We start from the raw sequence: 13,108 nt of genomic DNA, 5'->3' as shown, positions 1-13,108 counted from the left end.
CGCCCGCCAGTTCCGCCTGGGGGCCGACGGCGCCCAGGACCCGGCCGTGTTCCTCGGCATGCTGGACGCCGCGGCCCACGCCCGCACCGTTGAGGCCCGAGGCGAGGAGCCGCCGGTGCTGACCCTCTTCCCCGGCACCGTCGAGCAGGCCTATGCGCTCGGCGGAGAACACGGTGCCGAGGGCTTCGAGTACTACCGCACCGAACGTGGCCGGCACCCCCGCTCGGCGAGGTTCCTTACCTGGAACAGCATCGACAAGATGGCAGCCTTCGACGCCTTCGCGCCGATCCCGCTGATCGGGCACCGACCGCTGCTCATGATCGTCGGCAGCCGCGCCGTCACGTCCTGGATGAGCATCGAAGCCTTCCAGCGCACCACGGGCCCCAAGGAGATCCACTGGATCGACGGCGCCAGCCACGTCGACCTCTATGACAAGAAGCAGTACGTGGATCTGGCCGTCGAAAGGATCGCCGGGTTCTTCGGCGAGAACCTGAGCCAGGCGGCCTAGAGATCTCCTAGCCGGCCAGCCGGTAGACGCACACGTTCACGCCCGCGGCGCTGGTGACCGTGGAGACCAGTTCGAGCGTGCGCAGGCCACCGTCGTCGGGGAAGATCGACTTCCCGCCGCCGAGGATCACCGGCATGACCGTGAGCCGGAGCTCGTCGGCCAGGCCCTCGCTCAGGAGGGTGCGGGCGAGGGTGGGGCTTCCCATGACCACCAGGTCGCCGCCGTCGGTCTCGCGCAGCTTCCGGATGTGGGCGACGGCCTCGTCACCGGGGATGCGGGTGGTGTTGTTCCACGTGAGCTCGTCGTCGCCCAGCGTCCGGGACACGACGTACTTCGGGATGGCGTTCATCCGGTCGGCGAACGGGTCACCGGCTCGCCCGGGCCACGCCGAGGCCATGGTCTGCCACGTGCGGCGCCCGAACAGCAACGCCTCGGCCCCGCTCATCGCGCCGTCGAAGGCACCGCCGACCACTTCCGGGTCGAAGAACGGGGCCGACCAGCCGCCGTGGGCGAAGCCGCCGTCGGTGTCCTCCTGAGGTCCGCCCGGCGCCTGCACGACGCCGTCCAGGCTCATGAACTCAATGATCACGATACGCATGGGATTCGCTCCTTAAGGGGGTGTATCGGGGAGGTGAGGTACCACCACTCTGGACGAGCCGACCGGGAGAGGCCGGTCAGCCGAAGTTCGCGGCCATCCAGGTGTCCCACGCGGCCTGCTCGTCGCGGCCCGCGAAGTTCTGGTGGCCGAGGACGAGGGCGTCGCCGCGGGCGTCGCCGGAGTAGACGAACCGGTACAGGCCCTCGTCCGTCCGGACACCCAGGTTGACGGGCAGGTTCGCGTAGTAGACGACTCCGGCGGAGCCGTCGGGGAGCCGGACGTCGTCGCCCTCGCCGACGTCCGGCGTGACGCCCAGCGACTCCGTGACGATCTTCCAGACGGCGTCCGGGCCGCCCGCTCCCGGCCGGAAGGCGGCCGTGAGCGACGACGGGGTGCGGCCGGTGAAGTGGGTGAGGTACTGCCGGAGGGTCTCCAGGTAGATGGGCCAGCCGGCCTTCATCGCCTCGAACTCGGTCTCCCAGTCGTCACCGAGCATGCCGTGCTGCACGAGCCGCAGCACGGTCGTGCCGCCGCCGCGCCCCTCGACGAGATACTCCATCGCCATGAACCGGCCGTCGGGAGCCTCCGCGCCGCGGGTCGCGAGGCGGGTGCCGGGCTCGTAGGCGGTGATCGTGGCCTGCTGGGTGTGGCCCATCATCGTGAGGTGGGCCGGGCCGCCGGCGGACGTGCCGAGCTCGGTGCGTCCCATGAACCAGGAGTCGACGCCCGGCCCGGTCGCGATCGCGTCCCAGACCTGCTCGGGGGTGGCGGCGAGCTCGATCTCCTGGGTCAGCTCGAACGGGTGCGTCATCGGGTTTCCTTCACGCTCGGGTGGACGGCGACGACGATCCGGTGGTCGCGGCCCTTCTCGGCGGACTCGTCGTGGTACTTGGACACCAGGGCCGTGACCGCTCCGGCGAGCTCCTGGGCGAACGCGGCCCGGTCGGCGGCCGAGGCGAAGCGCACCTCGCCGTCGATCGCGAAGGTCGCGACGCGCTTGCGCGCCTTGGCGGCGCCGGTGATGAGCGCCCCGACGTCGCGGACCAGCCGGGCCGCGACGGCCAGCAGCCAGCTCGCCGACAGCTGGTCGGGGGAACGTGCCGGGTCGGGCTCGACCGACGCCAGCGCGGTCGGCGAGATCACGTAGGAGGCCGCGGTCGCGCGCATGATGCGCTCGTTGACGTTGCCCTTGCGCCGCTCCTCGATCAGCTCGACGAGCCCGTGCGCCTCAAGCGTCTTCAGGTGGTAGTTGACCTTCTGACGGGGCAGGCCGACCTTGGCGGCCAGCATGGTCGCGGAGCCGGGCTCGCTCAGCTCGGCCAGCAGCCGGGCCCGGATGGGGTCCAGCGAGGCCTCGGCTGCGGCCGGGTCCTCGATCACGGCGATCTCCTGCATGACCACAGACTATGGCCGACAAATTATGTTGTCAAGGAATTCTTATTTGCCGGTACCCAGGCCTGGCCGGCCGCCGGCCGGGGTCGTGCGGGGGCCACGAGCACCTGGGGATGACGTCCTGAAATTTCAGGAATCAGTGAGTTCGAGCGGACAGTACATGTGTGTGGGAACGACTGTGCGCGCCCCGGCCGGGACGAGCCGGTGAACCCGGCCGGCCGGGTCACGCCGCCCGGCGCCGCGTCGTCCACCGGAGCCCGGAGCGGTGTCGCGCGTCCGGGCGGTACGGAGAACGACGACGGCCCCGTCCCGGAGAGATCCGGGACGGGGCCGTCGCAGGCGCCCAGGGTGGTGGTCTCCGGATTTCCTCGGGTTCTCCCCGCGGAAACCGGCCTCCCCGGGTCACGGGCTAACGGACGCCTCGCCTGCCGTACAGGCTCACCGCCAGGATGACGCCGACTGCGGCCAGGGCGATCTGGATGATCAGCTCGATCCAGTCGATACCGGATGTGGCGGAGACCCCCAGGGCTCCGGCGATCGCGGTGCCGATGAGTGCGGCGACGATACCGATCACGATGGTCAGCCAGATCGGGATGCCCTGCTTGCCGGGCACGACGAGCCGACCCAGGGCACCAATGATGGCGCCGATAACAATGGCGGTGATGATGCCGGTGACTGTCATGTTCCACGCTCCCTGTCTGCTCAGCTGCCAGGCGTATGCCCTGGAAAAAAGGAACAACACATAACGGGGTGCCCCGAATTAGTGGCCACCGGTCACGAGTCCGTCGCGCGGAGGTCTCAGGCCGGTCCTGACCCGCGACCGCACACGGAGGAAACCCGGTCTCACCTGCCCCGGAAGCCCCACCGCCCCCATCCGCCCTCCGGGGAGCCGCCGGAGAAATCCGCCGGAGAAATCGGGGGGAAGGGGACGAGGACAGAGGATCAGGGGGCGGGGGCGGCAGGTTTTTCGGGGGGTGTGGCCCCTTTCTCCGAGGGTGTGGCTCCACCGGTCCCACCGGGGGTGACAGCACCCGAGGTGGCCGCGCCGGAGGCGGAGGTGCCGGGGGTGGCTTGGGCGGGGGCGGCGGTGTTCAGGAGGGAGCGGGCGAGTCCGAGGCCGGCGCCGCCGAGGGTGAGGGCCTTGGCGAGCATCTCCTCGACGCCCTGGGCGCCGTTGAGGACGACCATGTGGTCGACGTTGCCGAAGGCCTTCGCGCCCGCCTCGACGATCTGGGGCCACTTCTCGGCGAGCTGCTGGGCGATGACCGCCTCCTGGTTCTCGGCGAGGGCCTCGGCGCGGGCCCGGATCGCGTCGGCGGCGGCCAGGCCCTTCGCCCTGGCGGCGTCGGCCTCCGCGAGTCCCTGCGCCTTGGAGGCGTCGGCGGCGGCCAGACCGCGGGCCCTGGCGGACTCCGCCTCGCCGAAGCCGGTGACCTTCGTCGCCTCGGCGGCGGCGACACCGCGCAGCCGCACGGACTCCGCCTCGGCCGCCGCGGCCTGTTTGACCTGCGACGCCTGCGCGGCGGCGCGGAGCTCGGTCTCGCGCGCCTCGGCCTCGGCCTGGGCGATGCGGGCGTCGCGCTCGGCCCGGGAGACCGTCACGGTCTCGTACGCCCTGGCGTCCGCGGGTTTGCGGACCTGGGCCTGGAGCCGCTGCTCGGCCAGCGCGGCCTCGAGTTCGGCAGCGCGGGTCTCCTGGACGACGACCTCCTGCCGGGCGGACGCCTCGGAGAGCGGCCCCGCCTGGCGGGACCTGGCCTGGGCCTCGTCGATCTCGGCCTGGTAGACGGCCTGCTTGATCTGCGAGTCGCGCCACGCCGCGGCCTTGTTGGCGGCGGCGATCTGCTCGGCCTGGGTGGCCTCCTGGTCGCGCTGGGCCTCGGCGATGCGGGCCGCGGCGGCGATGCTCGCGGCATGCGGCTTGCCGAGGTTGGTGATGTAGCCCGTCCCGTCCTCGATCTCCTGGATCTGCAGGGAGTCGACGATCAGACCGAGTCTGATCATCTCGTCGGCGGCCGAGGCGCGGGTCTCGCCCGTCAGCCGCTCGCGGTTGAGGATGAGGTCCTCGACGGTGAGGTTGCCGATGATCGAGCGCAGGTGACCGGTGAACAGTTCGTGGATGGCGCCGTTCATCGAGTCCTGCTGGTCCAGGAAGCGCCGGGCGGAGTTGGCGATCGAGTGCAGGTCGTCGCCGACCTTGTAGATCACGACGCCCCGTACGACCACCGGGATGCCCTGCTGGGTGACGCAGGAGACCTGGAGGTTGGCGGCGCGGCTGTCCAGGCGCAGGCGGCGCGCGGTCTGGAAACCGGGGAGCACGGAGGTGCCCTTGCCGGTGACGATCCTGAACCCGAGGCTGTCGGCGTCCGTGGAGCTACCCCGGGCGCCGAGACCGGAGATGATCAGCGCCTCGTTGGGCTCCGCCACCCGCCAGACGGTCTTGAACAACAGGATCATGACGAGAAGGGCGACAAGGACTACGCCCCCTATGACGAGGTACTCCGTGGGCATCTCGGCCTCCGCGGTGTGGGGGAGAGCAGGGGAGAGTGAGGGAGAGCAAGGGAGATCGGGTTCGGGGGAGCGGGGGGTTGGAGGGCTCGGGGGAGCCGGGGCGAAAGGAGCCGGGGGGCGGGTCGCAAAGGGGTCAGGGGAGCGCGCGGGCGACGTAGATCGTGCGCGGTGGGAAGAACTCGACGACCACGACGATCGAGGACGGGGCGATCTCCTCGTCCGGGACCGTCGGATGGGCGTAGAACGCCTCGACGCCCCCGCGGACCGCCACCATCACCTCCCCGACCAGGCCCGGGCCGATCCTTCCGGTGACTCTTCCCTGCTTACCGATCACGCGGTACTCCCCGTGGCATCCGTCAAAGGGAAAAAGCGAATGCGGACGCCACCCCCGGCACGCCGCGCCTCACCGCCCGGCGACAGGAGGCGCCGGATCCATCGCGAATCCCCTGGTTTGATTTTATACGGATAACGAGCCGACTGACCATAACGTTCCGGATTATCCGGTAATCCAGATGACACACCTTCCCCGCCCCGCAAAATCCCGGGCAAGCGACACCGGAAGGGCGCGGAGCAGCGGGAACGTGGTGAGATCGACCCGAGGGCGGCGTGGGGTGCGTACCGGGCCACTCGCGGCGCGGGCTGCTTTTCCCGGATCGGATAAGCCCAGGCGGCACCGAAGCCGCATCACCCCCTCTCCCCCTTTAATTCCCAGCCACCATGACATGACTCTCATGTAGGAGATGTCACGACAGCGCGTTAATGGCCCGGGTAAAAACTTCCCGAAAACGCAGCGAGGCAGCCCCGCCGATCCATTCACATCGTGATGATCGCCCCATGACCGATCCTCACGAGATCAATCCCCGTAAGGCCCTGGAACTCGGCATGGACCGTCCCATCTCCCGTCGAGACTTCTTCGATGGGGTGATCGCGGCCACCGGGATCGCGGCGGCGTGCTCGCTGACCGGGGTCGGCGGTGGGGAGGACGCCCCTCCCGCACCCCCGGAGATTCTGGAGCTTTCACCTGACATGTCCTATCCGCCGTCCCTCACGGGACTGCGCGGCGACACCGCGGAGGCGCTCAGCGTGCCCCACGCCCTTCGCGACCAGCGGTTCTGGCCGTACGCGGGCACGCCGAAGCCCACCGGCGAGCACTACGACCTGGTCGTGGTCGGCGCGGGGATCAGCGGCCTCAGCGCGGCCCACCGGTGGCTGGAGCGCGACCCCGCCGCACGGATCCTGATCCTCGACAACCACGACGACATCGGCGGGCACGCCCTGCGCAACGAGTTCCGTCCGGCGGCCAGGAAGGGACCGCTGGTCGCGTACGGCGGCTCGCGGTCGATGGAGCACCCGTCGGCGTGGACCCCCGAGGGCAGGGACCTGCTCGCCAAGCTGGGCATCCACCCCGAGAGGCTCGGGGAACCCGCAGGACGGGGACTGTACGCGAGCATGGGGATGCACGACAGCGTCTTCTGCGACCGGGAGGCCTTCCCCGCCGGGAACGCGGAGAAGCTCGTCGTGCTCACGCCCGGCGAGAGCGCCGCCCGGTGGATCGCCGAGCTGCCCGTCGCGGAGCGGGCCAAAAAGGACCTGCTCATGCTGTACGGCGATCCGCCCGACTGGTTCCCCGGCCTGTCCGCCGAGGAGAAGCAGGAGCGGCTGGCCCGGCTGACCTACTCGGATTTCCTCAGGGACGTCTGCGGGGTCCACCCGGACGTGCTGGCATTCGTCAGGACCATGCCGAGCGACGAGTGGGCCTACGGCTCCGACGCCTTCGGCGCGATCGACGCCTGGGGCGGCGCCGACGAGCACCGGTACGCGGGGTTCCAGGGGCTCGGGCTCGACAGGTCCAAGCCCTCCAGGTACAACTCCCCGACCGTGATCAAGGAGTGGGACGCGGGCGAACCGCGCGCCTGCCGCTTCCCCGAGGGCAACCAGGCGATCGTCCGGATGATGGCCGCCCGGATGATCCCCGGCTTCGCCACGGCCGCCGGCGTGAATGACGTCACCACCGCGAGCTTCGACTACGACGTGCTCGACCGGCCGGGCAACCGGGTCCGGGTGCGCCTGTCCAGCCCGGTGGTCTCGGCCGCCAACGACGGCCTCCCCGACACGGCCACCGACGCCACGGTCGGTTACTTCGACGGCGAGCGGGTGCGGACCGTGCGGGCGGGCGGCGTGATCCTGGCCTGCTGGAACTCGATGATCCCCTACCTGGTCGGCGACCTCCCGCCCGCGCAGCGGACGGCCCTGCGGCGGTCGGTCAAGGTGCCCCTGCTGTACGCGACGGTCCAGCTCCGCGACTGGCGGGCCTGGCGGGAGCTGGGGATCAGGCGCACCCGGTTCACCGGCGCCCGCTGGTGCGTGGCCGAGCTCGACGACCCGGCCGACCTCGGCGGCTACCGGTGCCCGAGGAGGCCCGAGGAGCCGATCGCCGTGCACATGGTCAGCACCCCCGTCACCCCCGGCGTGTCCCCCGCGCACGGCTCGGTCGCCGGACGGTACGCCCTGATCGAGACGCCGTACGAGCACCTGGAGTACAGCATCCGCGACCAGCTCACCCGGCTGCTCGGCCCGGGGGGCTTCGACGCGGCCCGCGACATCGAGGCGATTACGGTCAACCGGTGGGGACACGGCTATGCGCCCGAGTACGCCACCCCGTGGGACCTCGACTTCTACCCCGACGGGCAGCCCCCGGCGGCCGTCGCCCGCAGGCCGCACGGCCGGATCGCGATCGCCAACTCCGACTCCGTTCCCGCCGCCCGCGCCGACGCGGCCGTCACCGCCGCCTATCGCGCGGTCGCGGAGCTCCAGAGCCGGCCGCCGCGCCCCTCCGGCGGGCCGATCCGGATCTGACCGGTCCCGAGGCCGGCCGCACCCCCCGGCGGGCCGTTCCCGCTCCGGCCACCACCCCCTGGCGGTCCGATCGGCCCGGCGAATCCGGCCGGGCCGGTTCTCTCAGCTCTCTCGGCCTGGTTTTCTCAGCCTGGTGAAGGCCCAGCTCATACCGGGCTCGACCGCCCAGCGGGTGACGCGCCGCACCGGCGCCGTGCACAGCAGGGCGGCGAGCCCGACCCCGAAGAGCGCCACGGCCGCCACCCCCGGCACGGTCTGGGACCAGTCGCCGTAGAACCGCTCGGCGACCTTCACCACCAGGCCGTGGAGAAGGTAGGCGTACATGGTCGCCATGCCGAGCCCGGAGTACCAGGTGCGCCTGGACGGGGTGATCGCCAGGAACGCGGCGACGAGCAGCGTCCCCGCGGCCAGCATGCCCAGGCGGATCAGGCTGCCGGTGAGGTCGTCCACCCCGATCACGTCGTTGGCGTGCCGCCAGCGGATCCACTCGGTCTTCACGGAGGTGTGCACGGCGAGCGCCAGGGCCGCGCCGGCGACCAGGGTGACCGCGCCCGCGACCCGGGCCCACCGCCTCCTGAGCCACTCGAAGTGCTCGGGCCGCAGCATGAGCCCGAGCACGTAGAACGGGAGCAGGCCGAGGGTGCGGTTCATCGACAGCTCGTCGGGGAGCCTGCTCATCCCCGACAGCAGCGACAGCCCGACCGCGACCACCAGCGGCCACCGCAGCTGCTGCCAGACCGGTGTGGACAGCCGCCACAGGAACAGCGACATCAGGAACCAGGTCAGGTAGTACGGGTCGAGGAGGCTGATGTCGAGCTTGCCGTACAGGAGGAGGCGGGGCAGCGAGTAGATCAGCTCGAAGATCACGTACGGGACGGCGAGGGTGCTGATCAGCTTGCGCGCCTTGCCGGACGAGAAGGTGAAGTTCCGCGACAGGTAGCCGCTGAGCACGATGAACAGCGGCATGTGGAACGTGTACACGAAGAGGTAGGCGGCGTGCGCGACCGGGACGTCCCGCAGGTCCTCGACCAGGTGGCCCGACACGACCAGGGTGATCGCCAGGAACTTGGCGTTGTCGAAGAACGGATCCCTGCCCGCGGCGGCCGGGAGGAGGACCCGCAGCGGGGTTGTGACGCTCACAGCCCCGGACGGTAACCGGACCCGCCCAACATCGGGCGAACGACCGGTGACGCGCGGGGAAATCCCCGCCGCGAACCGTGGTGCCGGGTGCCCGCGGACACCTGTGCGTATCCGTGGGCGTCCGGCGCCGGCGTCGTCACCGCTCGTCACCGCGCCGCGTGGACGGTCACGCGACGGCGGCGGCGCTCGCGTCCCAGAGGGCTCGGGCCAGCGCGGGGTCGCGCATTCCCCGGGGAACGGCCGCGGGGGCGCTCCTGGCGAAGTAGCGGCCCGGATGGGCGGCGCCGTCCGGGTGGGTGGCGAGGTGGACCAGGGTGCTCGCGCCCTCCTCGACGGTCTCGCCCATGCCGGGAACGTTCTTCACCATCCACATCATGAACGTCGACGGGGCGAACTCGGTCTTGATCACCCCGGGGTGGAAGCAGGTGGCGGTCACCCCGGTGTCCTGGAGGCGCCGGGCCAGCTCCACGGTGAACAGGGCGCCCGCCTGCTTGGAGTCCCCGTACTGGAGCCAGCCGCTCCAGCGCCGCCGCTCGCGGTCGAGGTCGGACGGGTCCAGGCGCCCGGTCTTGCCCGCGCGGGAGGTGGTGGTGATCACCCGCCCCGCGACCCGTTCGAGCAGCAGGTTCGTCAGCAGGAAGGGGGCCAGGTGGTTGACCTGGATCATCGTCTCGTGGCCGTCGCGCGTGAGCGTGCGCCTGGTCGTCATGACGCCCGCGTTGTTGACGAGGATGTCGATCCGCTCGTAGCGGGACAGCAGTTCCGCCGCCAACCTTCGCACATCATCCAAAAGGGTGTAGTCGCAGGTAAACGTATCCGGGAGTACCCCGGAGACCGCCTTCACCCTTTCCGCCACGCGCGCCGTCTTGTCGGGATTACGGCCGACCAGAACTACCTTCTGCCCGCGTCTCGCGAGTTCCACCGAGGCGGCTTCGCCAATTCCGGCACTAGCCCCGGTAATCACACTAATCATCGGATCCTCCACTGCGCAAAAACCTTATTCGGTGCTAGTCTCCTGTGCGATCTTCGGAGGCGTATCCATCCCTAACCGGCACGAGCCTCCACACGCGCAGGGGTTGGGACGAGTGGACATGAGCTCTAGAAACCGCTCGATTCGGTTCAAGATTTTCTTGCTGTTGCTCCTGCCGCTGCTGTCGCTGAGCGCGCTGTGGGGCTTCGTACTCAACCTGACCGTCGGCGACGGGGTCGCCCTGTTGAAGGCGAACGCCCTCTACCAGACGGTGGGCGTCACCTCCACCGAGCTGGGCCTTCAGCTCCAGGCCGAGCGGACGCAGTCGTCGGTGGCGATCAGCTCCCGGGTCCTCACGAGCGGGATGGGCGACCAGCGGGTCCGCACCGACCGCGCGGTCGAGGAGTTCAGGAAAGCGGCCGTCGGCGAGGATTCCGGCAGCCCGGAACTGAGTAACTCGCTGGACGAGCTGCTCCGCCAGCTCGACAAGCTCCCGAGCGTCCGCTCGGGCGTCGACAGCGGGCAGCACTCGCGGCTGGACGTGCTGTCGAACTACAACCAGATCCTCGACTCGGTCTTCCTGGTGTACGACCAGATGGCCGCGGTGCCCGATTTCTCGATCTTCCAGCAGGCCGCGGCCATGCAGGGGATGGGCAACGCCCACGAGATGATCGCCAGGGAGAACGCGCTGATCAGCGGGGCGCTGATCGACTACCGGCTGTCCGAGGCGGAGCGCAAGGCCTTCGGCGAGTACGTCGCCACCCGGCGCTTCCTGCACGCCCGCGGCGCCGCCTCGCTGGACCCCGAGCTGGGCGCGCAGTACCGCGACACCTTCGCCTCCGCCGCCTTCGGGAAGTTCACCGACCTGGAGAAGGCCATCGCCGGGTCGACCGGCGGCCGGCTGGCCTCCGAGGCGCGCTCGTGGAAGGCGACCACGAACGCGATCTCGAACTGGCTCGACCAGGTCAACCTCGCCGCCTCCAAGAAGCTGGCGGACCGGGCCCAGGACGTCGCCACCGGCGTCATGGTCCGGATCCTGATCGCCGGCGGCGTCGGCCTGATCGCGGTGGTCGCGTCGATCATCATCTCGGTCCGCTTCGGCCGCCGCCTGGCCACCGAGCTGGCCGGGCTCCGCTCGGCCGCCCTGGACCTGGCGGACGTGCGGCTCCCCCGCGTCGTGGAACGCCTGCGGCGCGGCGAGGACGTCGACGTGCGGGCCGAGGCGCCGCCGATCCAGGCGGGCGGCTCGACCGAGGTGCACGACGTGGCCCACGCGTTCGGCTCGGTGCAGCGCACCGCCGTGGAGGCCGCCGTCGGCCAGGCCAACCTGCGGCGCGGTGTCAGCCAGGTGTTCGTGAACCTGGCCCGGCGCAAGCAGAGCCTGCTCCACCGCCAGCTCACCCTGCTCGACAGCATGCAGCACCGGGCGACCGACCCCGACAGCCTCGAGGACCTGTTCCGGCTGGACCACCTGACCACCCGCATGCGGCGGCACGCCGAAGGCCTGATCATCCTGTCCGGCGCGGCGCCCGGCCGGACGTGGCGCAAGCCGGTTCCGGTGGTCGACGTGCTGCGGGCCGCGATCGCCGAGGTCGAGGACTACACCCGGGTCAACGTGGTGCCGGTGCCCGACGTCTCGCTCGACGGGGCCGCGGTCGCCGACATCACCCACCTGGTGGCCGAGCTGATCGAGAACGCGACGATCTTCTCGCCGCCGCAGACCGCGGTGACCGTGCGCGGCGACGTGGTGGCCAACGGGTTCGCCGTCGAGGTCGAGGACCGCGGCCTGGGCCTGAGCACCGCGGAGTACACGGCGATCAACGAGCGGCTGGCCAGCCCGCCGGAGTTCGACCTGGCCGACAGCGACCGGCTCGGCCTGTTCGTGGTGGGCCAGCTCGCCTCCCGGCACGGCATCCAGGTCATCCTGCGCGGCTCGCCGTACGGCGGCACCACGGCCATCGTCCTCATCCCCCGCTCGGTGATCGCCCAGCAGGACTCGCCGCTCGCCCTCACCGCGGAGCGGACGTCCTTCACCGCCGAGCGCGCCGCCGCGCGCCAGAAGGAAACGTTCGAGACCACCCCGCCGGGCACGTTCGCCCCTCCGGCCAACGGCAACGGACTCCCGCGCAGGACGAGGCAGGCCTCCCAGAACCAGCCGGGCCACCCTTTCCAGCAGGACCAGCCGGACCAGCCCGGCGCCCCGTCCCTCAGCGTGGTGACCGACCTGCCCGCCCGTACCCCGTCCTCGGGTCAGGCGGGGCAGCCGCCCGCGGGCCGGGAGACGGGCTGGGGCGCGGCGGCGCGTGAGGCTCCTCCCAACGCGCCCTCCCCGGCACCGCCGCAGGGGTCGCCCCAGGCGCCCCGTGAGACCCACGAGACGCCTCGCGAAGCCCAGGCCCGGGACAAGGTCGGCAACGGCGGCCCGACGCGCCAGACGGCCGTACAGCCCCCCGCGGGGCCGGGCGGCCTGCCCCGCCGGGTCCGGCAGGCGAACCTGGCGCCTCAGCTCCGCCAGGAGTCCGAGCCGGAGCCGAGGGCGGAGCCGAGCGAGGAGCGTTCGCCGGACGAGGTCCGCGCGCTGTTCTCCGCCTTCCAGGCGGGGGCGCGGCGCGGGCGCGAGGAGCAGGACAATGACTTCGCGCACCATACGACAGGCGACAAGGGGGACAAATGACCGGCAAATTGACCAACACCGGCGAGCTGAACTGGCTCCTCGACGACCTGATCACCAGGGTGGGCGCGGTGCGCCAGGCGGTGATCCTTTCCACCGACGGGCTGGCCGTCGGATTCTCGAAGGGCCTCCTGCGCGAGGACGCCGAACATCTGTCCGCGGTCGCCGCCGGATTCCAGAGCCTGGCGCGCGGCGCGGGACGCCACTTCGGCGGTGGCGAGGTGCGCCAGACCATCGTGGAGATGGAGTCGGCGTTCCTGTTCGTCACCGCCGCGGGTCAGGGAACCTGCCTGGCCGTGCTGAGCAGTTCCGACGCCGACGTCGGCCACATCGCGTACGAGATGGCGATGCTGGTCAAGCGGGTCGGCCAGCACATCTCCACCAACCCGCGCCAGGGTCTCTCGTGAGCGAGAGAACGGAGGGCCGCGTCGTCGACGGACCGTTAGATCCCCGAGCCCGGTG

Annotated in this window: 12 protein-coding genes; 4 read left to right on the top strand and 8 right to left on the bottom strand. The window is 71.0% G+C overall.

Going from position 1 to position 13,108, the window contains the following annotated elements; translation table 11 throughout:
• Window positions 1-46 precede the first annotated feature (46 nt).
• Entirely contained in the window at window positions 47-508 is a 462-nt protein-coding gene (locus ACTOQ3_RS13685; RefSeq protein ID WP_440083761.1) for an alpha/beta hydrolase, read from the top strand.
• Window positions 509-515: 7 nt separating this feature from the next.
• Here ACTOQ3_RS13685 and ACTOQ3_RS13680 read toward each other — a convergent pair whose 3' ends face one another.
• From ACTOQ3_RS13680 to ACTOQ3_RS13655, 6 genes are all read right to left on the bottom strand, one after another.
• Entirely contained in the window at window positions 516-1,106 is a 591-nt protein-coding gene (locus ACTOQ3_RS13680) for a dihydrofolate reductase family protein (RefSeq protein ID WP_440083760.1), read from the bottom strand.
• Window positions 1,107-1,182: 76 nt separating this feature from the next.
• Window positions 1,183-1,917, bottom strand: coding sequence for an SRPBCC family protein (locus ACTOQ3_RS13675; protein WP_440083759.1), 735 nt, complete (start codon window positions 1,915-1,917; stop codon window positions 1,183-1,185).
• Entirely contained in the window at window positions 1,914-2,501 is a 588-nt protein-coding gene (locus ACTOQ3_RS13670; RefSeq protein ID WP_440083758.1) for an ArsR/SmtB family transcription factor, read from the bottom strand. Before ACTOQ3_RS13670 ends, ACTOQ3_RS13675 begins: the two co-directional genes overlap by 4 nt.
• Window positions 2,502-2,907: 406 nt before the next feature.
• Complete coding sequence (locus tag ACTOQ3_RS13665; protein WP_329088698.1) at window positions 2,908-3,180, bottom strand: GlsB/YeaQ/YmgE family stress response membrane protein; 273 nt, start codon at window positions 3,178-3,180, stop codon at window positions 2,908-2,910.
• Between the two features lie 260 nt (window positions 3,181-3,440).
• Window positions 3,441-5,009 carry an SPFH domain-containing protein gene (locus ACTOQ3_RS13660; protein WP_440083757.1) on the bottom strand — a complete coding sequence of 523 codons (1,569 nt, stop codon included), beginning with the start codon at window positions 5,007-5,009 and terminating at the stop codon, window positions 3,441-3,443.
• Between the two features lie 133 nt (window positions 5,010-5,142).
• Window positions 5,143-5,343: a hypothetical protein gene (locus ACTOQ3_RS13655; protein WP_362689711.1), complete on the bottom strand. Its 201-nt coding sequence runs from the start codon at window positions 5,341-5,343 to the stop codon at window positions 5,143-5,145.
• Between the two features lie 500 nt (window positions 5,344-5,843).
• On the opposite strand from ACTOQ3_RS13655, the gene ACTOQ3_RS13650 reads away from it, so the two are divergent.
• A complete protein-coding gene (locus ACTOQ3_RS13650) occupies window positions 5,844-7,865 on the top strand; it encodes an NAD(P)-binding protein (RefSeq protein WP_440083756.1) in 2,022 nt (673 codons plus the stop codon).
• Window positions 7,866-7,967: 102 nt separating this feature from the next.
• On the opposite strand, the gene ACTOQ3_RS13645 is transcribed toward ACTOQ3_RS13650, so the two are convergent.
• Window positions 7,968-9,005 (bottom strand): acyltransferase family protein, encoded by a 1,038-nt coding sequence (locus ACTOQ3_RS13645; protein WP_440083755.1) that lies wholly within the window; start codon window positions 9,003-9,005, stop codon window positions 7,968-7,970.
• A gap of 166 nt (window positions 9,006-9,171) precedes the next feature.
• Window positions 9,172-9,978: an SDR family NAD(P)-dependent oxidoreductase gene (locus ACTOQ3_RS13640; RefSeq protein ID WP_440083981.1), complete on the bottom strand. Its 807-nt coding sequence runs from the start codon at window positions 9,976-9,978 to the stop codon at window positions 9,172-9,174.
• A gap of 157 nt (window positions 9,979-10,135) precedes the next feature.
• On the opposite strand from ACTOQ3_RS13640, the gene ACTOQ3_RS13635 reads away from it, so the two are divergent.
• On the top strand, window positions 10,136-12,649 hold the full coding sequence (locus ACTOQ3_RS13635; RefSeq protein WP_440083754.1) for a nitrate- and nitrite sensing domain-containing protein: 2,514 nt from the start codon (window positions 10,136-10,138) through the stop codon (window positions 12,647-12,649).
• Window positions 12,646-13,053 carry a roadblock/LC7 domain-containing protein gene (locus ACTOQ3_RS13630; RefSeq protein WP_440067665.1) on the top strand — a complete coding sequence of 136 codons (408 nt, stop codon included), beginning with the start codon at window positions 12,646-12,648 and terminating at the stop codon, window positions 13,051-13,053. The genes ACTOQ3_RS13635 and ACTOQ3_RS13630 overlap by 4 nt, the downstream gene beginning before the upstream one ends.
• The last annotated feature ends 55 nt before the right edge of the window (window positions 13,054-13,108 follow it).

This window comes from Streptosporangium sp. LJ11, from assembly GCF_051918945.1.
Taxonomy (GTDB): Bacteria; Actinomycetota; Actinomycetes; order Streptosporangiales; family Streptosporangiaceae; genus Streptosporangium.
The sequence above is the reverse complement of the archived record's forward strand: the minus strand, read 5'-3'. Positions and strand labels throughout refer to the sequence as shown.

Bases quoted from the DNA above. Each gene is read 5' to 3' on its own strand.
- ACTOQ3_RS13675 (WP_440083759.1), bottom strand. From the start codon at position 1,917: ATGACGCACCCGTTCGAGCTGACCCAGGAGATCGAGCTCGCCGCCACC.
- ACTOQ3_RS13665 (WP_329088698.1), bottom strand. From the start codon at position 3,180: ATGACAGTCACCGGCATCATCACCGCCATTGTTATCGGCGCCATCATT.
- ACTOQ3_RS13640 (WP_440083981.1), bottom strand. From the start codon at position 9,978: ATGATTAGTGTGATTACCGGGGCTAGTGCCGGAATTGGCGAAGCCGCC.
- ACTOQ3_RS13650 (WP_440083756.1), top strand. From the start codon at position 5,844: ATGACCGATCCTCACGAGATCAATCCCCGTAAGGCCCTGGAACTCGGC.
- ACTOQ3_RS13630 (WP_440067665.1), top strand. From the start codon at position 12,646: ATGACCGGCAAATTGACCAACACCGGCGAGCTGAACTGGCTCCTCGAC.
- ACTOQ3_RS13660 (WP_440083757.1), bottom strand. From the start codon at position 5,009: ATGCCCACGGAGTACCTCGTCATAGGGGGCGTAGTCCTTGTCGCCCTT.
- ACTOQ3_RS13670 (WP_440083758.1), bottom strand. From the start codon at position 2,501: ATGCAGGAGATCGCCGTGATCGAGGACCCGGCCGCAGCCGAGGCCTCG.
- ACTOQ3_RS13680 (WP_440083760.1), bottom strand. From the start codon at position 1,106: ATGCGTATCGTGATCATTGAGTTCATGAGCCTGGACGGCGTCGTGCAG.